This is a genomic window from Ruegeria sp. AG6, from assembly GCF_056541565.1.
Map to the genome: position 1 here is coordinate 575,662 of NZ_JBQFYQ010000001.1, position 22,175 is coordinate 597,836.

22 protein-coding genes are annotated in these 22,175 nt (G+C 58.4%); 19 read left to right on the forward strand and 3 right to left on the reverse strand.

Features of this window, described 5'->3' with window-relative positions:
• Positions 1-24 precede the first annotated feature (24 nt).
• The 9 genes from ACR0I0_RS02805 (at position 25) to ACR0I0_RS02845 (ending at position 7,941) form a co-directional block, all read left to right on the forward strand.
• Complete coding sequence (locus ACR0I0_RS02805) at positions 25-903, forward strand: lysophospholipid acyltransferase family protein (protein ID WP_480490102.1); 879 nt, start codon at positions 25-27, stop codon at positions 901-903.
• An 8-nt stretch (positions 904-911) separates the two neighbouring features.
• Positions 912-1,721: a glutamate racemase gene (locus ACR0I0_RS02810; RefSeq protein WP_480490104.1), complete on the forward strand. Its 810-nt coding sequence runs from the start codon at positions 912-914 to the stop codon at positions 1,719-1,721.
• A gap of 94 nt (positions 1,722-1,815) precedes the next feature.
• On the forward strand, positions 1,816-2,844 hold the full coding sequence (argC, locus tag ACR0I0_RS02815; protein ID WP_480490106.1) for an N-acetyl-gamma-glutamyl-phosphate reductase: 1,029 nt from the start codon (positions 1,816-1,818) through the stop codon (positions 2,842-2,844).
• 7 nt (positions 2,845-2,851) lie between these two features.
• Entirely contained in the window at positions 2,852-3,298 is a 447-nt protein-coding gene (gene ccmE, locus ACR0I0_RS02820) for a cytochrome c maturation protein CcmE (RefSeq protein ID WP_171116077.1), read from the forward strand.
• 118 nt (positions 3,299-3,416) lie between these two features.
• A complete protein-coding gene (locus ACR0I0_RS02825; RefSeq protein WP_480490108.1) occupies positions 3,417-4,028 on the forward strand; it encodes a holin-associated N-acetylmuramidase in 612 nt (203 codons plus the stop codon).
• Entirely contained in the window at positions 4,019-4,597 is a 579-nt protein-coding gene (locus ACR0I0_RS02830; RefSeq protein WP_480490110.1) for a holin family protein, read from the forward strand. The genes ACR0I0_RS02825 and ACR0I0_RS02830 overlap by 10 nt, the downstream gene beginning before the upstream one ends.
• Before the next feature lie 75 nt (positions 4,598-4,672).
• Positions 4,673-6,637 (forward strand): heme lyase CcmF/NrfE family subunit, encoded by a 1,965-nt coding sequence (locus ACR0I0_RS02835; protein ID WP_171116071.1) that lies wholly within the window; start codon positions 4,673-4,675, stop codon positions 6,635-6,637.
• On the forward strand, positions 6,634-7,089 hold the full coding sequence (locus ACR0I0_RS02840; protein WP_480490111.1) for a cytochrome c-type biogenesis protein: 456 nt from the start codon (positions 6,634-6,636) through the stop codon (positions 7,087-7,089). Before ACR0I0_RS02835 ends, ACR0I0_RS02840 begins: the two co-directional genes overlap by 4 nt.
• A gap of 75 nt (positions 7,090-7,164) precedes the next feature.
• The gene (locus ACR0I0_RS02845) at positions 7,165-7,941 is read left to right on the forward strand and encodes an enoyl-CoA hydratase-related protein (RefSeq protein ID WP_171723332.1); all 777 of its coding nucleotides are present in this window, start codon (positions 7,165-7,167) and stop codon (positions 7,939-7,941) included.
• A gap of 11 nt (positions 7,942-7,952) precedes the next feature.
• Here ACR0I0_RS02845 and bmt read toward each other — a convergent pair whose 3' ends face one another.
• Positions 7,953-8,966, reverse strand: coding sequence for a betaine--homocysteine S-methyltransferase (gene bmt, locus ACR0I0_RS02850; protein ID WP_171632672.1), 1,014 nt, complete (start codon positions 8,964-8,966; stop codon positions 7,953-7,955).
• A 121-nt stretch (positions 8,967-9,087) separates the two neighbouring features.
• The gene (locus tag ACR0I0_RS02855) at positions 9,088-9,405 is read right to left on the reverse strand and encodes a DUF1476 domain-containing protein (RefSeq protein ID WP_171632670.1); all 318 of its coding nucleotides are present in this window, start codon (positions 9,403-9,405) and stop codon (positions 9,088-9,090) included.
• A 187-nt stretch (positions 9,406-9,592) separates the two neighbouring features.
• Between ACR0I0_RS02855 and purC the strand changes: the two genes are divergently transcribed.
• From purC to ACR0I0_RS02895, 8 genes are all read left to right on the forward strand, one after another.
• On the forward strand, positions 9,593-10,348 hold the full coding sequence (purC, locus tag ACR0I0_RS02860) for a phosphoribosylaminoimidazolesuccinocarboxamide synthase (RefSeq protein WP_209833217.1): 756 nt from the start codon (positions 9,593-9,595) through the stop codon (positions 10,346-10,348).
• Positions 10,349-10,487: 139 nt separating this feature from the next.
• Positions 10,488-11,153 (forward strand): MarC family protein, encoded by a 666-nt coding sequence (locus ACR0I0_RS02865; protein ID WP_209833215.1) that lies wholly within the window; start codon positions 10,488-10,490, stop codon positions 11,151-11,153.
• A 115-nt stretch (positions 11,154-11,268) separates the two neighbouring features.
• Positions 11,269-11,499, forward strand: coding sequence for a phosphoribosylformylglycinamidine synthase subunit PurS (gene purS / locus ACR0I0_RS02870; RefSeq protein WP_117872765.1), 231 nt, complete (start codon positions 11,269-11,271; stop codon positions 11,497-11,499).
• A 4-nt stretch (positions 11,500-11,503) separates the two neighbouring features.
• Positions 11,504-12,547 carry a zinc-dependent alcohol dehydrogenase family protein gene (locus ACR0I0_RS02875; RefSeq protein WP_480490114.1) on the forward strand — a complete coding sequence of 348 codons (1,044 nt, stop codon included), beginning with the start codon at positions 11,504-11,506 and terminating at the stop codon, positions 12,545-12,547.
• An 11-nt stretch (positions 12,548-12,558) separates the two neighbouring features.
• On the forward strand, positions 12,559-13,227 hold the full coding sequence (purQ, locus tag ACR0I0_RS02880; RefSeq protein WP_152457897.1) for a phosphoribosylformylglycinamidine synthase subunit PurQ: 669 nt from the start codon (positions 12,559-12,561) through the stop codon (positions 13,225-13,227).
• 132 nt (positions 13,228-13,359) lie between these two features.
• On the forward strand, positions 13,360-15,042 hold the full coding sequence (locus tag ACR0I0_RS02885; protein ID WP_371732232.1) for a sensor histidine kinase: 1,683 nt from the start codon (positions 13,360-13,362) through the stop codon (positions 15,040-15,042).
• A 12-nt stretch (positions 15,043-15,054) separates the two neighbouring features.
• Positions 15,055-16,389 carry a sigma-54-dependent transcriptional regulator gene (locus tag ACR0I0_RS02890; protein ID WP_050603452.1) on the forward strand — a complete coding sequence of 445 codons (1,335 nt, stop codon included), beginning with the start codon at positions 15,055-15,057 and terminating at the stop codon, positions 16,387-16,389.
• 508 nt (positions 16,390-16,897) lie between these two features.
• Positions 16,898-19,768 (forward strand): Rne/Rng family ribonuclease, encoded by a 2,871-nt coding sequence (locus ACR0I0_RS02895; RefSeq protein ID WP_480490116.1) that lies wholly within the window; start codon positions 16,898-16,900, stop codon positions 19,766-19,768.
• Positions 19,769-19,816: 48 nt separating this feature from the next.
• On the opposite strand, the gene ACR0I0_RS02900 is transcribed toward ACR0I0_RS02895, so the two are convergent.
• Positions 19,817-20,050 (reverse strand): sulfurtransferase TusA family protein, encoded by a 234-nt coding sequence (locus ACR0I0_RS02900; RefSeq protein ID WP_171632649.1) that lies wholly within the window; start codon positions 20,048-20,050, stop codon positions 19,817-19,819.
• Positions 20,051-20,156: 106 nt separating this feature from the next.
• Between ACR0I0_RS02900 and ACR0I0_RS02905 the strand changes: the two genes are divergently transcribed.
• Both ACR0I0_RS02905 and ACR0I0_RS02910 read left to right on the forward strand, forming a co-directional pair.
• Positions 20,157-20,909 (forward strand): cytochrome c biogenesis CcdA family protein, encoded by a 753-nt coding sequence (locus ACR0I0_RS02905; protein ID WP_171632647.1) that lies wholly within the window; start codon positions 20,157-20,159, stop codon positions 20,907-20,909.
• Positions 20,910-20,971: 62 nt separating this feature from the next.
• Positions 20,972-22,174, forward strand: a complete 1,203-nt coding sequence (locus ACR0I0_RS02910; protein ID WP_480490118.1) for a hypothetical protein — start codon at positions 20,972-20,974, stop codon at positions 22,172-22,174.
• The last annotated feature ends 1 nt before the right edge of the window (position 22,175 follow it).

Consider the following 22,175-nt stretch of genomic DNA (forward strand, 5'->3'; position numbering starts at 1 on the left):
GCGGGCAGCAAAACGGAGCCCTTCATGTCTTCTCGTCGTCATGTCGTTCGTGACATCTCGTATGCGCATTCCGCCGAAACCAAGGGGGGGCGGTTGGTCATCAGGCTGATGGAGAACACCACGGGACGGTTGCGTCTGATCAAACGGGCGGACGGATACGAAAAAGAAGTCGCAAAGGGTCGGGATTTTTGGTCGGTCATGGTCGATCGCTATGGATTGACCTTGGATGTCGTTGGTGGCGCGCTGGCGAATATCCCCAAGGAAGGTCCGCTTATCCTGATTGCAAACCATCCATATGGAATTCTGGATGGGCTGATGATGGGGCATGTATTGTCTCAGACCCGTGGTGATTTCCGAATTCTCGCAAATCGCGTTTTCCGCAAGGCCGAAGACCTGAACCGTATCGTTTTGCCTGTTTCGTTTGATGAAACGAAAGAAGCGGTGAAACTGAACCTGGATACGCGGAAGACTGCATTGAATTACCTTGGCGATGGCGGCGCGATCGGGATTTTCCCCGGGGGTACGGTCAGCACCGGCGTTAATCCGTTTGCCCATCCTATGGATCCGGGTTGGCGCGGTTTCACGGCCCGAATGGTGGCGAAATCCAACGCCACTGTCGTTCCGGTGTTCTTCGACGGGCACACGTCACGTCTGTTTCAGATTGCTAGCCATATGCACAACACCCTGCGCATGGGGTTACTGATCAAGGAATTCAAAAAACGTGTCGATACTCCGGTCAAAGTGGTGATTGGCACGCCTATCGGGCGCGACATTCTGGATCCGCTGGGCAAGGATACGCGCAAGATGATGGATTTCCTGCGCAAAGCGACGTATGAGCTGTCTCCGACACCGCTGAAGTCTTATGACTATGGCTATGAATTTGAGGAACGGCATCGCGCCTGAAGGGGCTAATGGCAGTAGGTATCTTTGATTCCGGATTGGGCGGTCTTACCGTCCTGAGCGCCGCGCAGACACGACTGTCTGACGTTGATTTCCTGTATTACGCGGACAGCGCGCATGCCCCATACGGTGTGCGCGATGCCGAGGACATCTATCAGCTGACCCGAAAGGCCGTGCAGGACCTTTGGGATCGCGGCTGCAACTTGGTGATTCTGGCCTGCAACACAGCCAGCGCGGCGGCGCTGCGCCGGATGCAGGAAGAGGGCGTGCCCGAAGGCAAACGTGTGCTTGGTGTCTTTGTTCCCTTGATCGAAGCCCTGACCGAACGGCAATGGGGCGACAATTCCCCACCACGCGAAGTGGCGGTCAAGCATGTCGCCTTGTTCGCCACGCCCGCCACTGTATCCAGCCGGGCCTTTCAGCGCGAGCTGGCGTTCCGGGCAATTGGCGTGGATGTCGAGGCGCAGGCATGTGGTGGAGTCGTGGATGCCATTGAAGACGGTGACATGATCCTGGCCGAGGCGCTGGTGCGCAGCCATGTGGAAGCCCTCAAGCGCAAGATGCCTGAACCGCAGGCGGCCATTCTGGGCTGTACGCATTACCCGCTAATGGCTGACGTGTTTCAGGCGGCATTGGGACCTGACGTGCAGGTCTATAGCCAGGGGGAGTTGGTCGCGGAAAGCCTTGCGGATTATCTGCATCGCCACCCCAACATGCTGGGTGGTGGCGCGGGAGGGTTCCTGACGACGGGGAAACCCAATGTGGTGAGCGATCGGGCGACACAGTTCCTCCGACGACAAATCACATTCGAGGCTGCCTGACTTCGGTCAAGGACGCGGCCGCTCTGCTTTCATTATTTCAAGACCGTCGCATCGGCGGTCGTAACATGTGACACACGTTGAGAAGAGGTCTGACATGACCCATAAAATCGCAATTCTGGGCGCTTCGGGTTATACTGGTGCGGAACTGGTGCGGCTGATCGCCGAACACCCCAACATGGAAATCGCCGCGCTGGCCGCCGAACGCAAGGCGGGGATGACCATGGCGCAGGTTTTCCCGCATCTGCGCCACATGGATCTGCCGGACTTGTGCAAGATTTCCGAGATCGATTTTTGCCGGATCGATCTGTGTTTTTGTGCCCTTCCGCACAAGACCAGCCAGGAAGTGATCAGTGCACTGCCCAAGGATCTGAAGATCATCGATCTGTCTGCTGACTTCCGGCTGACTGACCCGGATGAATATGAAAAGTGGTACGGAAACCCGCATACCGCGCTCGAGCAGCAGGAAGAGGCCGTTTATGGCCTGACCGAGTTTTATCGCGACGAAATCCGGGGCGCGCGGCTGGTGGCGGGCACAGGGTGCAACGCGGCAACCGGTCAATATGTTCTGCGGCCGCTTGTTTCTGCCGGGGTGATTGATCTGGACGATATCGTGCTGGATTTGAAATGTGCTGTCTCCGGGGCAGGGCGGTCGCTGAAGGAAAACCTGCTGCACGCCGAACTGAGCGAGGGCACCAACGCCTATGCCGTCGGCGGGACCCACAGGCATCTCGGCGAGTTCGATCAGGAGTTTTCCAAGCTGGCCGGTCGTGCGGTTCATGTGCAGTTCACTCCGCACCTGATCCCTGCAAACCGGGGCATTCTGGCCACGACCTACGTAAAAGGTGACCCGCTGAGCATCTATGAAACGCTTGCAAAGGCTTATGCGGATGAGCCTTTCATTCAGATGCTGCCGATGGGCGAGACACCATCGACCCACCATGTGCGCGGGTCCAACTTCTGTCATATCGGAGTTGTGGCAGATCGGATCGAACGGCGTGCGATCGTGATCGCGGCGCTGGATAACCTGACAAAAGGTAGCAGTGGCCAAGCCTTGCAGAACGCCAACCTGATGTTAGGTGAGATTGAAACCCGGGGCCTGATGATGGCACCGTTATTCCCGTGAGGACGGTATGAAAACGCTCAAGAAACGTCGCCGAGTACAAGTCATTCTGGTAGCTGTCGTTGCCTTGGTGGCATCGACGGCGTTGATTGGCTATGCCATGCGCGACGGGATCAACTTTTTCCGCTCGCCAAGCCAGGTGATTGCCGAACCACCCAAGCCGACCGAGGTCTTTCGGATTGGCGGCCTGGTCGAAGAAGGTTCGATCATCCGCGGGCAGGGCGAAACCGTACATTTTGTCGTCACCGACGGCGGCGAAAGCGTCAAGGTTTCTTTCACCGGGGTTCTGCCTGATTTGTTTTCGGAAAATCAGGGCATGGTCGGCACCGGACGTTACGTGAACGGCGTGTTCGAAGCCACGGAAATTCTTGCCAAACATGACGAAACCTATATGCCGAAGGAAGTCGTGGACGCGTTGAAAGAGCAGGGCGTGTACAAAGAGGCTGAAGAAAGCTGACCTGACCCACATTTGTGTTGAGGGCGTTGCGCGCGGGATGCGGGCAGCGCCCTCGGTCGTTCAGGCTTGTTAATTCTTTTTCGGGATCGTCAGCGCCATTCAACGAAATGAGGGCGCTATGCAAACGGTTCGGCAGATTGCCAATGAAATTGTGCGTCGGGAAGGCGGGTACGTGAATGACCCGGACGATCCGGGCGGGGCAACCAAATTCGGTGTCACCATCCATACGATGCGCCGGCTTGGACTGGATCGGACCGGGGATGGGCTGGTTGACGTGGCGGATGTCCGGGCGCTTACTCAGCGCGAGGCGGTCGACATCTTTGTTCAGCACTACTTTGAAAAGCCACGCATCGTGCTGTTGCCAGATGTTCTGCATGCCCCTGTTTTTGACATGTACGTCAATGCCGGTGCGCAAGCAGTAATAATCCTGCAACGGCTTTTGCGTGATATGGGGTTTGACGTCGTGGCAGATGGCGTGATCGGCGCGCAAACGGCACAGGCGTGCGAAGACGCGGCCCAACCAGACCCCAACGCGTTGCGCGATGCGTATGGTGTGGCGCGGCGGAACTATTACTTTCGGCTGGCCGACAAACGCCCGGCATCCAGAAAATACGCGCGCACCCGATCCGGTGGCAAAGGAGGCTGGATCAAACGGGCCGAAGAGTTTCTGTCGCCACGCTATCGTCTTACGGAAAGTGAATTCAAGGAAAGGGTTGCGGCATGGGGTTGATCTCGGGGGTATTGGCGCTGCTGTTTGGGGGCGGTCGCAACGCTGTGCGTGAGACGGTTGAAATATACCGGGAAAACGCCGAGTCCCGTGCCGAGCGCGCGACAGAGTTGCAAAGTCAGGCAATGACGCAGTTCGGCCGAGAGTTCGTGGTTCCTCAAAAAGGACTGTACGACCGCGTTATGGATGGCGTGAATCGGTTGCCGCGCCCGGCGTTGGCACTTGGAACGCTGGGATTGTTTGTTGCCGCAATGGTGGATCCGCTGTGGTTCGCTGAACGCATGCAGGGCATTGCGCTGGTGCCGGAACCTCTTTGGTGGTTGCTGGGCGTGATTGTGTCTTTCTATTTTGGCGCGCGCCATCAGAGCAAAATGCAGGATTTTCAGCGGGATATAGGCGCAGCCATGCAGCGGTTGCCGACGGTCATGGGGAACATAGAAACAGTACGGGCCATGCGCAGCGACAGCCCGGGCGTCGCCGACCCCGGCCCTGATGGCAACCTGATGCAGAACGCCTCGCGTCCTGATGCGAATCCAGCATTGACCGATTGGCGCAAGCTTCGAGGGCTTTGACCCGCGACACTATGTGCCCCCGGATCGTGCGAAAGTTAATGGCCCCCGGTTCGGCCTCGCAGTATATTCCGGGGCATGATTACAGAGCTTGGCCATTTCGCCCTCATCCTCGCCTTTTTCGTCGCCATCGTACAAAGCGTGGTGCCTCTGATCGGTGCGTCAAAAAACTGGACCGGCTGGATGGCTTTTGCCGAGCCTGCTGCCATCGTCCAGTTTCTGCTGACTGCATTTTCCTTCGGTGCGCTGATCTGGGCATTCATCGTGTCGGACTTTTCGCTGCGGATCGTGGTCGAAAACAGTCATTCGGCCAAGCCGATGATCTACAAGATCAGCGGGACGTGGGGAAACCACGAAGGATCGATGTTGCTTTGGGTGCTGATTGTCACGCTGTTCGGAGCGATGGCGGCGTTCTTTGGGGGCGGGTTGCCCCCAAGCCTGAAGGCGCGTGTGCTTGCGGTTCAATCTGCCATTGCCGTGGCATTTTTTGCTTTCATACTGTTTACCTCGAACCCGTTTGACCGGCTGGCAATCGCGCCGTTTGACGGGCGGGATTTGAACCCGTTGTTGCAGGATCCCGGTTTGGCCTTCCATCCGCCGTTTCTGTATCTCGGCTATGTGGGGCTGAGCATGGCGTTCAGTTTTGCCATCGCGGCGCTGATCGAAGGGCGTATCGATGCGGCATGGGGCCGCTGGGTTCGCCCATGGACGCTGGCCGCCTGGGTGTTTTTGACAATCGGCATCGCGCTGGGGTCCTGGTGGGCCTATTACGAGCTGGGCTGGGGCGGCTTCTGGTTCTGGGATCCGGTTGAGAACGCTTCTTTCATGCCGTGGCTCCTGGCGGCAGCGCTGCTGCATTCGGCAATTGTTGTTGAAAAGCGCGAGGCGCTGAAAAGCTGGACCATCCTGCTGGCAATCATTGCCTTTGGGTTTTCGCTGATCGGAACATTCATCGTTCGTTCGGGGCTGCTGACCTCGGTTCACGCCTTTGCCAATGACCCGGAACGCGGGGTGTTCATCCTGTTTATTCTGGTGGTTTTCATCGGCGGGGCGCTGACTTTGTTTGCCGCGCGGGCGCAGGCGATGGAGGCCAAGGGTGTTTTCGGCATGGTCAGCCGCGAAAGCGCGCTAATCGTAAACAACGTCCTGCTGGCGGTCAGTTGTTTCGTGGTCTTTGTCGGTACCATGTGGCCGATGGTGGCCGAGATGATGTTTGATCGCAAACTCTCGGTCGGAGCGCCGTTTTTCAACGCTGCATTCTCCCCATTCATGGTTTTGCTGGGATTGATCCTTCCCATCGGGGCCATGTTGCCGTGGAAACGCGGGCGGATTGGAAAAACGGCCTGGTCGCTGCGCTATGCCTTTGGTCTCGCCTTGGCGATTGCCCTGTTGGTTTGGGCGATGCAGACCGGCCGCAGCGCTTTGGGGCCGGTGGGTCTGTTCCTTGGGGCGTGGATTACATTTGGCGCCATCGTTGATCTGTGGAGCCGTACGGGGCGCAATGGCAGCCTGAAACGCTTGTTCCGTCTGCCTGGGGCGGATTGGGGTAAAGCCGTTGCTCATACCGGGCTGGGTGTTACCATCTTTGCCATTGCAGGCCTGACTGCGTGGGAGGACGAGGATATTCGTGTCGCCCAACCCAACCAACCTTTCGAAGTGGGACAGTTCACGCTGACGCTGCAAGATGTCCGTCGGGTCGAGGGGCCGAACTATTTTTCGACTACGGCGGATGTTCTGGTTGAAAAGAATGGCCGTCCGATCGGGACATTGCACCCGGAAAAACGGGACTACCCCGTTGCGCGGATGCCCACGACCGAAGCGGCGATCGATTATCGTTTCCTCGGGGACCTTTACGTCGTGATCGGCGATCAACAGGCAGATGGTGGCTGGGTGATGCGAACCTATATCAAGCCGCTGGCAAACTGGATCTGGGGCGGCTGTATCCTGATGGCGCTTGGCGGTGTCCTGAGCCTGTGTGACAGGCGCTTCCGCGTGGCCGCAGGCGCAAGAAAAACCCCGGTCGGCGGAGTACCTGCGGAATGAAACGCCTTGTTCTGATTGTGATGATGTTCGCAACCCCTGTCTTTGCGGTGCAGCCTGACGAGGTTCTGGATGATCCGGTTCTGGAACAGCGTGCGCGGGATCTCAGCGCCGGACTGCGTTGCCTTGTGTGCCGCAATGAGAGCATCGACGAAAGCAACGCGGATTTGGCGCGTGATCTGCGTGTGTTGTTGCGGGAACGGTTGGTGGCTGGGGATACGGACGAACAGGCGATCGCGTTTATCGTTGATCGGTATGGCGAATACGTACTTCTGAAACCGACTGCCAGCGGCTCGAACCTGTTTTTGTGGCTGGCCGGGCCAATCATGCTGTTGATCGCTGCAGCGGTTGGGTTGAACTTTCTCCGTACCCGGTCCAAGGCCCGTGCGTCAGTGGACTCTGCCGCGTTGAGTGAGGACGAAAAAGAACGTCTGCGTCAAATTCTTGAAGACTGACGCGTGGTTCTGCTTTTCCCGTCCCGTCCGGGCCAGTAAGTGTGCAAAAACACATGGCGCGACGGGAGGGTTTTCATGAATTACGAAACGGTTGCTCTGGAGATTGCAGATGGTCTGGCAGTTCTGACGCTGAACAGGCCGGATAAGATGAACGCGCTGACCACCCAGATGCGGGCAGAGATTACGCACGCGATGAAAGATGCAGCGGTCAAGGCGCGCTGTGTCGTCATCACCGGTTCGGGCCCTGCGTTTTGTTCCGGGCAGGATCTGGGCGATGCGTCTTCAACCGGCAAGATCGATCTGGAACGGTCGCTGCGCGATGAATATGAACCGATGCTGGAGACGATCCACAATTGCCCGGTGCCCACGATTGCCGCGGTGAACGGACCGGCGGCCGGGGCAGGCGCGAACCTTGCCCTTTGTGCAGATGTGGTGATTGCCACCGAAAGCGCCTATTTCCTACAGGCATTTGCCCGTATCGGTCTGCTTCCCGATGCCGGGGGGACATGGTTCATGCCCCGCCAGATGGGGTTGGCCAAAGCAATGGGCGCGGCCTTGTTTGCCGACAAGATCACCGCAAAGCAGGCGGATGAATGGGGCATGATCTGGGAAGCCGTGCCGGATGACGCCTTCGCCGATCATTGGCGCAAGAGGGCAGAGTATCTGGCAAAAGGCCCCACGGCCGCCTATGGCGCAATCAAGCAAGCCATTCGCGGAACGTATGAAAACACCCTGCAACAGCAGCTTGCGACCGAGGCGCACCTGCAAGGCGAATGTGGCCGTTCGCGGGACTTTGCCGAAGGTGTTGTGGCCTTCATGGAAAAACGCCCTCCGAAATTCGAAGGGCGCTGATCAGGCTGGCATCATGCGCGGCGGCGGCGGCGTGTGCGGCGATCCGGTGCCGCATCATCGTCCGTCCCGTCCGAGGCGGATGTGAACGGACCCAGCGTATCAGTGATCTGATCGAGTGTCGGGCGTTCGCCACGAGGTGTGGTATCCAGCGCCTCACGCATCTTGCGCAGGTGGTCGGGCATGGTTCCGCAGCACCCGCCAATGATGGTCGCGCCGGCATCCCGCGCCATGGCGGCATACTGCCCCATCAGTTCGGGCGTGCCGTCATAATGGATGTGACCATCCACATATTTCGGAATGCCTGCATTGCCCTTCGAAATCAGCGGGCGTTCAGTCCCTTGCGCGGCAAATCCCAGTACGGTGCGCAGAATGTCGGATGCGCCGGTGCCGCAATTCGCACCGAAAGCGATGGGAGGATTCGGCAGGGTTTCGACCAGTTGTGCCAGATCGGCCGAGGTGACACCCATCATCGTGCGTCCGGCCGTGTCAAAGCTCATTGTGCCGCACCAGGGCATGTCGGCCAGGGCAAAGGCTTCGGCGGCGGCGCGAAACTCTTCCGGGGCGCTGATGGTTTCCACCCACAGAACATCCACCCCACCTTCTTTCAGCGCTTCCGCCTGTTCGTGGAACATTTCCACGGCTTCCGCGTGCGACAGGCTGCCGACCGGTTCCATGATTTCACCAGTCGGGCCGACCGATCCTGCAACGACGACAGGTCGTCCCGCCTTGTCGGCGATTTCGCGCCCCAGCTCGGCGCCGATGCGGTTAAGCTCGCCGACGCGGTTGTGCGCGTCATGCAGTTTCAGCCGTGCCGCTGTGCCGCCGAACGTGTTGGTCAGGAACAGATCGCTGCCTGCATCAACCGACCCCTGATACAGAGCCCGGATCTTGTCCGGGGCATCCACGTTCCAGAGTTCGGGAGCGTCACCAGATTGCAGGCCCATGTTGAACAGATTCGTTCCCGTGGCACCATCGGCCAGAATGGCGTCATTGGATTCCAGAAGCTTGCTCAGCGCGTTTGTCATAGGGTTGTTCCAGAAAAAGGCGCAAAACGCCGTTAAAAAAAGAGACGCCCCGTGTCTCATGACCAAGGCGTCAAATCAAATTCATAAAACTCATGAAGATCATGAGTCGGACGCCCTGGGCTCAGTTGGTCTCGCTCAGAACCTGTGCCTTGGCTTCCGGCAGAAGCTCGGCCATTTTTGCGCGGATTTCCTCGACCGAGGACAGGTTGCCCAGGTCACCCGAAACCTTGCGAACGACATCTTCGTGCCCGGCTTCCTCGAAGTCGGAAATCACGACCGTCTTTGCATATTCTTCGGCGTCGGCACCGGATTTACCCAGTTTTTCAGCAGCCCAAAGACCCAAAAGCTTGTTGCAGCGGGCTTGTGCCTTGAACTGCATCTCTTCATCATGGGCAAACTTGGCTTCAAAGGCGTTTTCGCGTTCGTCGAACGTCGTCATAGGGCAAGGACCTCTTGGGTTATGTCTTCTTTCCTGATGATATGACTATACGACGTCCCATGCGCAAGGGATTTGCGCTGCGTCAAAGCCTCTCGGGTACATGAACTTGCGGGAAATGGGTGCTTGGACTATGAGGACGCCAACGTGAGGGGACTCAATCCCTCTGTGCAGAGTGGAAAGGTCGCTTATGGCGCGTCGCAAGAAAATCTACGAAGGCAAGGCCAAGATTCTGTACGAAGGCCCCGAACCGGGCACCATCGTCCAGTATTTCAAGGATGACGCCACCGCCTTCAACGCGGAAAAGAAGGACGTGATCGACGGCAAGGGTGTGCTCAACAACCGTCTGTCGGAATTCTTCATGACCGGCCTGACCCAGATCGGCATTCCGAACCACTTCATTCGCCGCCTGAACATGCGTGAACAGCTGGTTCGCAACTGCGAAATCGTTCCGCTGGAAGTGATCGTGCGCAACTATGCCGCCGGATCGATGTCCAAGCGCTTGGGCATTGCAGAGGGCACGCAGCTGCCGCGCCCGATCGTCGAGTACTGCTACAAGGACGATTCGCTGGGTGATCCGCTGGTCACTGAAGAACACATCGCCGCGTTTGGCTGGGCCAGCCAGCAGGACATGGACGATATCCTCAGCCTTGCCTTGCGCGTGAACGATTTCATGAGCGGTGTGATGCTGGCGGTGGGCATTCGTCTGGTCGACTTCAAGATCGAGATCGGCCGCGTGTTTGAAGGCGATTATCAGCGACTGATCGTAGCTGACGAGATCAGCCCCGACAGCTGCCGCCTGTGGGATATCGAAACCGGCCAGAAACTGGACAAGGACGTGTTCCGCCGTGATTTGGGCAGTTTGACCGACGCCTATTCCGAAGTTGCACGCCGTTTGGGTGTCCTTCCCAACAACAATGTCACCAAGCCGACGCTGATCAACTAGGAACGGCCGGACCACAAGTTGGCCAAAGCGCCGCAACCGTGTTTGCGGCGTTTTTTCGTTCGCGGTTGAAATTGACAGTTTCCCGTTTCCCCAGCATGTTTGCCTCGGGCAGGCACAAAAGGTTCAGGATGGGTGTCAAATGGCGGAACTGTTTGATCAGACAGTATTTCTGAAGTTTCTGGCCGCCGTGCTTGCAATCTTCAATCCGCTTTACAACATCCCGATTTTTCTGAGCATGACGAAAAACTGCACCGCGGCAGAACGGCGGCATGTTGCGGTAGTTGTCATGATCTCGGTTACCGTCATTGCACTGACCGCTGTTGTGATCGGGGAAGAGGTGCTTGGGGTTTTTGGCATTGATGTGCCGGCTTTCCGGATAGCCGGAGGGATCATCATCTTCGGAATCGGGATGTCGATGTTGAAGGCCGAGGACCGGCCGCCGGGCGATCAGGCCGCGATGGACGACGGGCACGAGCGGAAACTGAATTTTGCCGTCGTACCGCTGGCGATACCTTTGACCATCGGGCCGGGCACGATTGCCATCACGATCGTTTTTTCGCACCAACTGTCGAACGGTGCCGAAATCGTGACGCTGGGTTCGGCGATCCTGATTGCCTGTGCGATCGTGGGGCTGGGATTGTTGTTCGCAGATCAGATCTCGCGCCTGTTGGGTGAGACAATGATCAACGTCCTGACCCGGATCATGGCCATCCTGCTGGTCGCCGTCGCGGTCGAGATGGTTCTGACTGGCACGTTCCATGCGATTGACGCGCATTATCCGGGATTGGTCAAAGAAGGCGAATAGTTGGATTGCTGCGGCAAACTGCTTTGCAAACAGGGTTGTCGAAAGCCATTTGGCGCGCTATCCCCCGCGCAACGAAATGGGTCCCGGATTGCGGCCCGCAGGTGGAGTTGCCAAAATGAAAGCACGGGTTCATGTGATGCTCAAGAACGGGGTGCTGGACCCGCAGGGCGAAGCGGTTCGGCACGCATTGGGCGCAATGGGCTTTGATCAGGTCGAAGGTGTGCGGCAGGGCAAGGTGATCGACCTTGAACTGGCCGACGGCGCGACCGAAGCAGATGTGACCGAGATGTGCGAAAAGCTTTTGGCCAACACGGTTATCGAACGCTACGAGATCGAACTGGTCTGACGGAATGCGGGCCGCGCGTCTGATCACTTACCGTCAGCCGCTTGAGGTAACGACGATCCCGGATCCCGCACCTGCGGAAGACGGCGTGGTCGTGCGGGTGCTGGCCTGCGGCGTGTGCCGGTCTGACTGGCACGCGTGGTCTGGTTCGGACCCGGATGTCATCCTGCCCATGACCCCCGGTCATGAATATTGCGGCGAGGTTGTTTCCGTCGGCGCGCGCGTCACCCGGTGGCGTGTCGGGGATCGGGTGATTGCTCCTTTCATTCTGGCCTGTGGCCGGTGTCCGGATTGTGCGCAGGGTCATCAGACGATCTGCGCGGATCAGGTTGTGCCGGGGTTCACCTGTGACGGCGCTTTTGCAGAATATGTCGCGGTGGCCCATGCCGACGCGAACCTGACATCCTTGCCGGACAGCATCGCGCCGGACATCGCGGCCGCGTTGGGTTGCCGCGTGACGACAGCGTGGCAGGCATTGGTCGGTCGGGCACAGGTTCAGGGTGGTGAATGGATTGCCGTCTTCGGCGGCGGCGGTGTCGGGATTTCCACTTTGCTGCTGGGCAAGGCGCTTGGCGCACGTGTGGTAATTGTCGACATCACGGATGACAAACTGAACTATGCCCAGACTCTGGGCGCTGACGCGGTGGTCAATGCGGCAACCTGCGATGCGCCTAAGGTGGTGAAGGAAATCACCGGTGGCGGCGCCCATATTGCGATCGAGGCGCTTGGCGTCGAAGCTACGACCGTGTCCGCGATGCGTTCCCTGCGCAAAATGGGGCGCATGGTGCAGATCGGGATGCCTGCCGGAGATCACACCCAGATGGCGTTGCCGATGGATGTGCTTTACTCTGACCAGCTTTCCGTCTTTGGCACACGCGGAATGCCAAGCTGGCGCTATCCGTCTTTGTTGTCGCTGATCGCGGGCGGTGGAATTGACCTGAGCCCGTTGGTTACGCGAAAAATATCTCTCAACCAGGTGAGCGCCGAGCTTGCCGCCTTTGACCACCCAACCCCTCCGGGCGTTGCGGTCGTCACCGATTTTGTCTCGTAGGAGGGCCCGCCATGCGCGCAGCCGTAATCGTTTTCCCCGGATCAAACTGTGACCGAGACCTCGCGGTCGCCTTTGAGCAGGCTGGTTTTCAGGTCGACATGGTCTGGCACAAAGATGCGGCGCTGCCGGACGGTATTGATATCGTGGGCGTTCCGGGCGGGTTTTCTTACGGTGACTATCTGCGGTGCGGTGCAATCGCTGCGCAGTCGCCGATCTGCAAGGCCGTGGTCAACCACACTGAACGCGGGGGTTATGCGGTCGGGATCTGCAACGGATTTCAGGTTCTGACGGAAACAGGTATCCTGCCGGGGGCGCTGCTGCGCAATGCCGGGCTGAAATACATCTGCAAGACTGTGGGCCTGAAAGTCGAAACCAGCGACAGCGTGTTTACCGGTGGCTATAACGCAGGCGACGTGATCGGTATTCCGATCGCGCATCACGACGGCAACTATTTCGCGGATGACGCAACGCTGGCGGCGTTGAGAGATCAGGACAGGATCGCATTCACCTATACCGAGAACCCCAACGGCTCAGTCGGTGATATCGCGGGGATCCTTTCCGAAAACCGTCGTGTTCTGGGTATGATGCCGCATCCCGAGCGTGCGGCCGATCAAGGGCATGGCGGCACCGACGGGGCGGCGCTGTTCCGCGCATTGTCAGGTGTGTTTGAAGCGGCGTGACTTGAGGTCACGCGCGCCCGCGCGTAACGTCTGATCATGAACTCGGACGTGCGATCAGGCTGGTCAAAGCTGCTGAAACCGTTTCGCGGCGCCCCGTTGGGGTGGCGGCTGCGGCTGGCTGTTATTGTATTGATGGTGGCAACAATCGCAACGGTTTGGATCACCAACCGCTTGTTGACCGACAGGTTCACCGAATCCACCCGCAACCGGGCCGAGCTGCGCCTTGCGCTGTATTCGGGCAATTTGCTGAGCGAACTGCGCCGCAACTCGATCGTGCCCCAGTTGCTGGCGCGGGACCCGACACTGATTTCGGCGCTGCAATCCAGAGACTATTCGTTATCGACGCAGCGTTTGATTTCGTTCGTTGAGGAAATCGGTGCGGCGTCGTTGATGCTGTTGGATGGTGACGGGCGAACGGTTGCGGCGACGGATCGGAACAGGCTGGGCGAGGCGCACAGGAATATTCCGTATTTTGTGGACGCGATCCGGTCAAATGCGACGATCTTTTCCGTTATTCCTAAGGAATCCGGCGGATACAGCTTTGTCTATTCGCGCCGACTTGAAAACAGTGCGGAAATACTGGGCGTGATCGTTGTCGAAGTTGATCTGCAAAAGTTTGAACAGGCATGGGCCGGTATTTCGGATGCGGTGATGGTCACTGACAGCACCGGAACCATCATTCTGTCCACCGAACCGCGCTGGCGGGGTCTGGATGAGGGGGCGGCCCTGCTGCGTCAACCGCCGCAAGGGGCGATCCAGCGGGCCATTCGCGCGACCACCGATTGGACCGCTTTGCCACCTGACGCCTACCTGCAAGGCGAGGCCGTGATGCGTCTGGAGACGCGCATCCCGTTCCGCGGCTGGCAAATGACATCTTTCACGACCTATGCCTCGATCCGCGAGAAAGTGAACAGCGTTCTGGCGCTCGAGATCATGGGCTTTGCGATTCTTCTGGCGCTGGCGTTCTACGCGCTGAGCCGAAGGGCGACGCTGCGCATGACCCTGTTTCAGCGCGAGTCGGCAGAGCTTCGCGCATTGAACGCCAGGCTACAGCGGGAAATCGCTGAACGCGAACGGGTTGAAAAGACGTTGGATTTGGCCGAACAGACCCTTGCCCAAAGCTCGAAACTTGCAGCTCTGGGTGAGATGTCAGCGGCGGTCAGTCACGAGCTGAATCAACCTCTGGCTGCAATGAAAACCTATTTGGCCGGCGCCCGTCTGCTGTTGCGTCGAAACCGGCCGGAAGAAGCGTTGGCAAGTTTCGGTCGCATCGATGGTCTGATCGAGCGGATGGGGGCGATTACGCGGCAGCTAAAATCTTACGCGCGCAAGGGGGCAGATGCGTTTTCACCTGTAAATCTTGGCGAAGCGCTGGCCTCGGCCTTGTCGATGATGGAACCGCAGTTGCGTCAGCGCCATGTAAAGATCACCCAGATCCTGCCGGAAGAACCGGTGGTGGTGATGGGGGACCGGATGCGGATCGAGCAGGTTATGGTCAACCTCTTGCGCAATGCGCTGGACGCCACCAAATCAGTGGCAGAGCCGGATGTGGAAATCATCCTGGCGGCGGGTGACACGGCTGTCCTGACGGTACGCGACAACGGGCATGGGATCGAGGATATCGAGAACCTATTCGAGCCGTTTTATACCACCAAACAGCCCGGAGACGGGGTGGGCCTGGGGCTTGCCATCTCGTCGGGGATCGTGAACGACCATGGGGGACGGCTGACTGCGCGCAACGGCCAACACGGCGGCGCGGTGTTTGAAATGCAGTTGCCAGCACTGGGAAGCGACGGCCTTGAGGCCGCGGAATAACGAGGAATGACTATGGCACAGGCCATGAAAATCGCCATTGTGGATGACGAACAGGACATGCGCCAATCGATCAGCCAATGGCTTGCTTTGTCCGGGTATGACACGGAAACCTTTGCCAGCGCCGAGGACGCGCTCAAGGTTCTGGGGCCGGATTATCCGGGGATCGTGATCTCGGACATCAAGATGCCGGGAATGGATGGCATTCAGCTTCTGAAAAAGCTGATGGGGGCCGACAGCACCTTACCGGTGATCATGATCACCGGCCACGGTGATGTGCCGATGGCGGTTGAAGCGATGCGCGTTGGCGCGTTCGACTTCCTTGAAAAACCGTTCAACCCCGATCGGATGTCCGAACTGGCCAAACGCGCCAGCAATGCGCGCCGTCTGACCTTGGACAACCGCGCCTTGCGGCGCGAGCTGTCCGGCGGCACCCAGATCATGAACAAGCTGATCGGTGCCAGCCCGGTCATGGAGCGGCTGCGTGAGGATATTCTGGATCTCGGCCAGGCTGACGGCCATGTGTTGATCGACGGTGAAACCGGTACCGGGAAAACCCTTGTGGCTCACGCGCTTCATGCCGTTGGCAGCCGTGCTGGCAAGAAGTTTGTTCTGGTGTCCTGCGCCGCGCTTGAAGAGGATGCACTGGCCAAGCGCCTGTTTGGCCCGATGATGCCCGAAGATGCGCAACTGCCCGCCATCGAAGAGGCGCGTGGCGGCACGCTGGTTCTGGAAGATGTGGAAGCGTTGAGCGATACGTTGCAGGCCAAACTGCTGAGCGTGATGAACGAGCAGGGCACACCCGCAGAGACCCGGATTGTTGCCATCTCGAACTTGCAGGAGGCGGGGAAGACGTCGGAAGACGTGCTGCGCCCGGACCTGTTTTATCGCTTGGCGGCGCTGCGCATCACCATGCCGCCGTTGCGGCAGCGGGGCGAAGATATCCTGACCCTGTTCACCCGTCTCAGCGAGCAGTTTGCCGAAGAATACGGTTGCGATGCACCCCAGGTGAGCGCGCAGGAGGCTGCGCAATTGTTGCAGGCCCCTTGGCCCGGCAATGTGCGCCAGTTGATCAACATTGCCGAACGGGCGGTGCTGCAATCGCGCCGTGGCTCGGGCACCATCGCGTCTCTGTTGATGTCCGATCACGAAGAGATGCAGCCGGTGATGACCACCGAGGGCAAGCCGCTGAAGGAATATGTCGAAGCGTTCGAACGAATGCTGATTGATAATACGATGCGCAGGCACAAAGGCTCTATCGCGTCAGTCATGGACGAGCTTTGCCTTCCTCGCCGGACGCTGAACGAGAAGATGGCCAAATACGGCCTTCAGCGTTCGGACTATCTGTAAGCGATGCGATTTGGGGGCTCTGCCCCCGTCGCCTGTGGCGCCTCCCCCGGGATATTTTTGGCCAGATGAAGGGGGCGTCACCGCTGGTTTGGGCGCAGAATGCAGTTTGCCCATTGTCTTTTCCACAGGGTTGCTTTTATTGTGTCGGAACGGGCCGGGCGAATTTGACGCCTGCAAGTCCCGAATCTTTGAGTTTCGCTGCTGATCCGTTGGTGAGGGTCAAGACCTCGCGGTTCAGCAGACCGATTATGCCCATCAACGGGCAGTGGAGTACCTGAGCCCGGGATCACTGGGCGAAAGGAATAAATGGGCAGGCTGCGTTCAGACGCGCCTGTCGGAGAAGAACCGCGATGACGCGCGCGCAACGATTGAGAGAACGGGCAGGGGGCCACAGCGCCAGACCCTGCCGCGCGCCGTCTGATATCGCCCTGACAAGACACCTCCCCAAAAGCGCCTGTCCGCCTGGACAGGTCAGGACAACGCGTTTGGCGCGGTGCACCAAGGACAAATGGCTAAGAAAATGCTTATCGATGCCACCCACGCGGAGGAAACCCGCGTCGTGGTGGTTGACGGAAACAAGGTCGAGGAGTTCGATTTTGAATCCGAAAACAAACGCCAGCTTGCCGGCAACATCTATCTTGCAAAAGTAACGCGGGTTGAGCCGTCGCTTCAGGCGGCCTTTGTGGATTATGGCGGGAACCGGCATGGTTTCCTGGCATTCTCTGAAATTCACCCGGATTATTACCAGATCCCTGTCGCTGACCGTGAGGCGCTGATGGAGGAAGAGCGCGCCTATGCCGAGGCTATGAAGGCGCGCGATGAGGCTGAGGAGGCCAAATCCAAGAAGCGGCGGACCCGGTCTCGTGCGAAGGCTGCTGACGTGAAATCGGATGATCCGGTTGAAACGATGGAGGTTTCGACCGAACCAACCGGCATGGAAACCATCGATCTGGACGAGGGTGAAGAAGCAGATGTTGATGTTCCGGAAGGAACGTCGCCGATGGAAGTCGTCGCTGAAACTCCGGTAGAGGAGCCGGTTGACGATGACGCGGCGGCCACTGAAGGAGCAACCGAAACCGCTTCGGGTGAGGCTGCGCTGGACGACGTTGCCGAGGAAGCAACTGAACAGGCTGTCGAGGTCTCGGACGACGAGGCGGAAGATCAGGCCGAAGAGGCGGTGGAGGCCGTTGAAGACGTTTTATCGGAAGGCGATGAAGCCCAATCCGAGCCCGAGCAAGCAGAAGAACCTGTCGAAGCTGCGGATGATGAACAAGACCCTGATGAGGACGTTGACGAAACCAAAGGTACAGACGCTGCATCAAAAGACGCATCGATTGAATCGGTTGCTGACGATGATGACAGCGAAGACATTCGTCCGCCGCGCAAACCGCGCCCGCGTCGTTACAAAATACAGGAAGTCATCAAAGTACGTCAGGTTCTGCTGGTGCAGGTTGTCAAGGAAGAGCGCGGAAACAAGGGTGCTGCGCTTACGACCTATCTTTCGCTGGCAGGACGGTATTGCGTTCTGATGCCCAATACCGCACGTGGTGGTGGCATCAGCCGCAAGATTACCAACGCGGCGGACCGGAAAAAGCTGAAAGAGATCGCAACGGATATCGATGTGCCAACCGGGGCGGGTTTGATCATTCGAACCGCCGGAGCCAAGCGAACCAAATCCGAGATCAAGCGCGACTATGAATACCTCCAGCGTTTGTGGGAGCAGATCCGGGCGCTGACACTGGAATCCATCGCGCCGGCAAAGATCTATGAAGAAGGTGATCTGATCAAACGGTCGATCCGAGATCTTTACAACCGTGATATCGACGAAGTCTTGGTCGAAGGTGAGGGCGGGTACCGCATCGCCAAGGACTTCATGAAGATGATCATGCCGTCGCACGCCAAGAACGTGAAACGGTACGAAGATGCGCTACCTCTGTTCGCGCGCTATCAGGTGGAAAGCTATCTGGCCGGGATGTTCAATCCCACCGTACAGCTGAAATCCGGTGGCTATATCGTGATCGGCGTGACGGAAGCGCTGGTGGCGATCGACGTGAACTCGGGCCGGGCAACCAAGGAAGGCTCGATCGAGGAAACCGCACTCAAGACCAACCTTGAAGCTGCGGAAGAGGTTGCACGTCAGTTGCGCCTGCGCGACCTCGCAGGTCTGATTGTCATCGATTTCATCGATATGGACGAGCGCAAGAACAACGCTGCTGTCGAAAAGCGTCTGAAAGACAAGTTGAAAACCGACCGCGCCCGCATTCAGGTTGGTCGTATTTCGGGTTTTGGTCTGCTGGAGATGAGCCGTCAGCGTCTGCGCCCCGGTATGATCGAGGCGACCACACAGCCATGCCCGGCATGCCACGGCACCGGCCTGATCCGTTCGGACGACAACATGGCGCTGTCGATCCTGCGTCAGATCGAAGAGGAAGGCACCCGCCGCCGCTCGCGCGAGGTTCTGGTGCGCTGCCCGGTCAGTATCGCGAACTTCCTGATGAACCAGAAGCGCGAGCATATTGCCCAGATCGAGGCGCGGTATGGGCTTTCGGTGAGGATCGAAGGGGATATCCATTTGGTCAGCCCGGACTTCTCGATGGAGAAATTCAAGACGGCCAGCCGGATTGTTCCCGAGGCCACGGCGCCTGTTGTTTCTGTCGATGCGTCGCTGATGGATCTTGTCGATTCATCGGACGCGGAAGAGACCGAAGAGGAAATCGTTCAGACCGAAGAAGAGGCAAAGCCCAAGCGCAAGCGCCGTCGTCGTCGTCGCAAGAAAGGCGCGGGCAATGGGGATACGCCGGAGCAGACCGCAGAAGAGGGTGAAGCGCCAGCACAAGAAGACGCAGAGAGCGATACGCCTGACGTCGAAAGTGCTGAGCCGGCTGAAGCTGAGGCTTCGGAGGAAGAAAAACCGGCAAAGCCCAAGCGCAAACGCGCCCCGCGCCGTCGCAAGAAAGATGCGGTGGCCGAAGAAGTTGCGGATCAGCCTGAAGAGCCATCCGCCACGACGGCGGACGCCGTGACGGAAGAGCCGGCAGCCGAGGAAACCGGCGAGAGCATCGAGGGCGGAAGCGCAGAGGTCGTGGCGGAACAAGTTGAGGTGGCCGCTGAACCAGCCGAAGCACAGGCTGACGCTCCGCCGTCGGAAGAGCAACCTGCAAACGGTGTGGATGCGGCACAAGCGGTTGAAGAAGCGGATGAGGGTGAAAAGCCTTCTGCGGAAGCTGTAGAAGCCGCTGACGTTTCAGAAACCGACGATCCTGCCGAAGACGGGCCAGCGGAAACAACGCCCGAGCCGGTGCTTGAAAGCGTGGCGGAAGAGCCTGAACCTGTACCCGCCAAACCCAAACGTCGCGGTTGGTGGTCGCTGGGAAGTTAACAAAAAAGGCGGGCTGATCGGCCCGCCTTTTTTGACCTGCAACGTAGGTCAGCCGGATTTTTTGATCAGATAGATCTGATGTGCGCCGTCAGTGTTCTGGGAAAGCAGTGTATGCCCGGCCTCAGCACAAAAATGCGGAACATCCACGATGGCCGCAGGGTCATCGGCCAGCACCCGCAGAACGGCACCCTCGGGCATGGATTTCAATCGTTTGCGGGCTTTCAGGACGGGCAAGGGGCACAACAGGCCCAAAGCGTCCAGGGTATCTGTAATCTCTGACATGATTTTCGGGATAGGGCGAAGTTGTAATATTGTCCAGATTCCGAGCACGAGGATGTGACTGTTTGGCCCCGTGACGGATTGCTCTTCATCACATATGTGCAGAAACATGTTCGGAATCGAAATCATAGACGCGGGACTGCTGCCCGCCATGTTGGTCGCGCTTCTGGGTGGCCTGATCAGCTTTCTGTCGCCTTGCGTATTGCCAATCGTACCGCCTTATCTGGCGTATATGAGCGGCGTTACCATACATGAGATGCAGGACGAGGCCCGTGCGCGGCGCAAGGCGACCCTGTCGGCGCTGTTCTTTGTCATGGGCCTGTCGACCGTGTTTCTGCTGCTTGGCTTTACCGCATCGGCCTTTGGCGCGTTTGTGCTGCAAAATCAGGTTCTGTTCGCCAAGCTATCCGGTGCCGTTGTCATCGTCTTTGGCCTTCACTTTCTGAGTGTTTTCCGGATTCCTTTTCTGGATCGCGAAGCACGGATTGAAACCGGTGATTCCGGTGGGTCGGTCTTTGGCGCTTACATCCTTGGCCTGGCTTTCGCATTTGGCTGGACCCCCTGCATTGGTCCTCAACTGGGTGCGATCCTGTCACTGGCGGCGAACGAAGCGTCGGTCGCGCGTGGCACGTTTCTGCTGGGGGTCTACGCTGCGGGTTTGGGTATTCCGTTCTTGTTGGCAGCCATGTTCCTGAATCGCTCCATGACCGTGATGAACCGGATCAAACCGTATATGGGCACGATCGAAAAGATCATGGGCGGGCTGTTGCTGTTTGTGGGCATCATGCTGATAACCGGGCTTTTCACCCGTTTCAGCTGGTGGTTGCTGGAGACTTTTCCGGCGCTGGCAAATTTCGGGTGATCAACTGACCCTCTTACCTTGGCTGCAAGCCTGCGTTAACCTGCGCATCAGAAGGTAAGGGCATGAGCAGTCACACAAATCAGCCGCAGGTGCGCAGACGTCGGGTGTTCTATATACCCGGCTATGATCCGATGCCGCCCCGGCGATATCGCGAGCTGTATCGCAGTGAATCGCAGAATCAGGCCCGGATCTCGGGGTACGAGATCGCCATATCCCCAAAGGCCACGGACGGGCGTTTTGGGTGGCGTGTGACCTCGGAACAAGATGGCCTGAATGTTGATACGGAATTCGAGGTTCTGGTCTGGTCCGACATCGTGCGCGACAGCATGTCGGCCTCGATCCCGGCGACCTATTGGCAATTGGCCCGCACGGCGTGGATTTACATGTCAACCGGTACGTTGTGGCGTCTGATGCGATTGCGCAAGGGCCCGGTGATCGCCGCGTTGTATCCTGTGGCGATGTTGGTGTCTCAGCTGCTGATCGCGCTTGCGTTGGCATGGGCGTGCATAGCCATGGCAGGTTGGTGGGGGATATTCCCCGGAGCGGCCATCGCCGTCGCGTTACTGCTGTGGTTTCGCAAGGTCGATAAACGGTTGTTTGCGTATTACCTTATGCATGATTACGCCTATTCAGCGCAGTTGAGCGGGCAAATGCCGGTCGAGCTGCGGGACAGGTTGTCTTCGTTTAGTGAAGCGATCCAAGAGGCGCTGAATTCCGATGTGGATGAAGTGCTGGTCGTTGGCCACAGCTCGGGCGCGCATCTGGGGGTGTCTGTTCTGGCCGAGCTGATCCGAAAAACGAAAGTGCACGAGCAACGCGCGGTGCTGTCGTTTCTCAGCCTGGGACAGGTGGTTCCCATGGTCTCGTTTCTGCCCCAGGCACACGATTTGCGGTCCGATCTGCATTTCCTGTCCACACGGTCCGAGCTCAGCTGGATCGATGTCTCGGCCCCCGGTGATGGCTGCGCCTTTGCGCTTTGCGATCCGGTTGCGGTCACGGGGGTGGCCGATGCTGATAAACGCTGGCCGCTGGTCCTGTCAGCGGCTTTTTCGCAAACCTTGTCTCCGGAACGCTGGAAGGCTTTGCGATGGCGGTTTTTTCGCCTTCATTTTCAGTATCTTTGCGCCTTCGACAAGCCGGAAAGTTATGATTATTTCCGGATAACGGCTGGCCCGTTGACGTTGGGGCAAAGGTTTGCGGATCGTGAGGCTTCGCGCAGCCGCATCGAGACGCCTGTCTCCAAGTTCACCTCGGTACAGCCATGAC

Excerpts from the sequence above, each read along its gene's own strand:
- ACR0I0_RS02805 (WP_480490102.1), top strand. The coding sequence starts at position 25 with ATGTCTTCTCGTCGTCATGTCGTTCGTGACATCTCGTATGCGCATTCC.
- ACR0I0_RS02810 (WP_480490104.1), top strand. The coding sequence starts at position 912 with ATGGCAGTAGGTATCTTTGATTCCGGATTGGGCGGTCTTACCGTCCTG.
- argC (WP_480490106.1), top strand. The coding sequence starts at position 1,816 with ATGACCCATAAAATCGCAATTCTGGGCGCTTCGGGTTATACTGGTGCG.
- ccmE (WP_171116077.1), top strand. The coding sequence starts at position 2,852 with ATGAAAACGCTCAAGAAACGTCGCCGAGTACAAGTCATTCTGGTAGCT.
- ACR0I0_RS02825 (WP_480490108.1), top strand. The coding sequence starts at position 3,417 with ATGCAAACGGTTCGGCAGATTGCCAATGAAATTGTGCGTCGGGAAGGC.
- ACR0I0_RS02830 (WP_480490110.1), top strand. The coding sequence starts at position 4,019 with ATGGGGTTGATCTCGGGGGTATTGGCGCTGCTGTTTGGGGGCGGTCGC.
- ACR0I0_RS02835 (WP_171116071.1), top strand. The coding sequence starts at position 4,673 with ATGATTACAGAGCTTGGCCATTTCGCCCTCATCCTCGCCTTTTTCGTC.
- ACR0I0_RS02840 (WP_480490111.1), top strand. The coding sequence starts at position 6,634 with ATGAAACGCCTTGTTCTGATTGTGATGATGTTCGCAACCCCTGTCTTT.
- ACR0I0_RS02845 (WP_171723332.1), top strand. The coding sequence starts at position 7,165 with ATGAATTACGAAACGGTTGCTCTGGAGATTGCAGATGGTCTGGCAGTT.
- bmt (WP_171632672.1), bottom strand. The coding sequence starts at position 8,966 with ATGACAAACGCGCTGAGCAAGCTTCTGGAATCCAATGACGCCATTCTG.
- ACR0I0_RS02855 (WP_171632670.1), bottom strand. The coding sequence starts at position 9,405 with ATGACGACGTTCGACGAACGCGAAAACGCCTTTGAAGCCAAGTTTGCC.
- purC (WP_209833217.1), top strand. The coding sequence starts at position 9,593 with ATGGCGCGTCGCAAGAAAATCTACGAAGGCAAGGCCAAGATTCTGTAC.
- ACR0I0_RS02865 (WP_209833215.1), top strand. The coding sequence starts at position 10,488 with ATGGCGGAACTGTTTGATCAGACAGTATTTCTGAAGTTTCTGGCCGCC.
- purS (WP_117872765.1), top strand. The coding sequence starts at position 11,269 with ATGAAAGCACGGGTTCATGTGATGCTCAAGAACGGGGTGCTGGACCCG.
- ACR0I0_RS02875 (WP_480490114.1), top strand. The coding sequence starts at position 11,504 with ATGCGGGCCGCGCGTCTGATCACTTACCGTCAGCCGCTTGAGGTAACG.
- purQ (WP_152457897.1), top strand. The coding sequence starts at position 12,559 with ATGCGCGCAGCCGTAATCGTTTTCCCCGGATCAAACTGTGACCGAGAC.
- ACR0I0_RS02885 (WP_371732232.1), top strand. The coding sequence starts at position 13,360 with ATGGTGGCAACAATCGCAACGGTTTGGATCACCAACCGCTTGTTGACC.
- ACR0I0_RS02890 (WP_050603452.1), top strand. The coding sequence starts at position 15,055 with ATGGCACAGGCCATGAAAATCGCCATTGTGGATGACGAACAGGACATG.
- ACR0I0_RS02895 (WP_480490116.1), top strand. The coding sequence starts at position 16,898 with ATGGCTAAGAAAATGCTTATCGATGCCACCCACGCGGAGGAAACCCGC.
- ACR0I0_RS02900 (WP_171632649.1), bottom strand. The coding sequence starts at position 20,050 with ATGTCAGAGATTACAGATACCCTGGACGCTTTGGGCCTGTTGTGCCCC.
- ACR0I0_RS02905 (WP_171632647.1), top strand. The coding sequence starts at position 20,157 with ATGTTCGGAATCGAAATCATAGACGCGGGACTGCTGCCCGCCATGTTG.
- ACR0I0_RS02910 (WP_480490118.1), top strand. The coding sequence starts at position 20,972 with ATGAGCAGTCACACAAATCAGCCGCAGGTGCGCAGACGTCGGGTGTTC.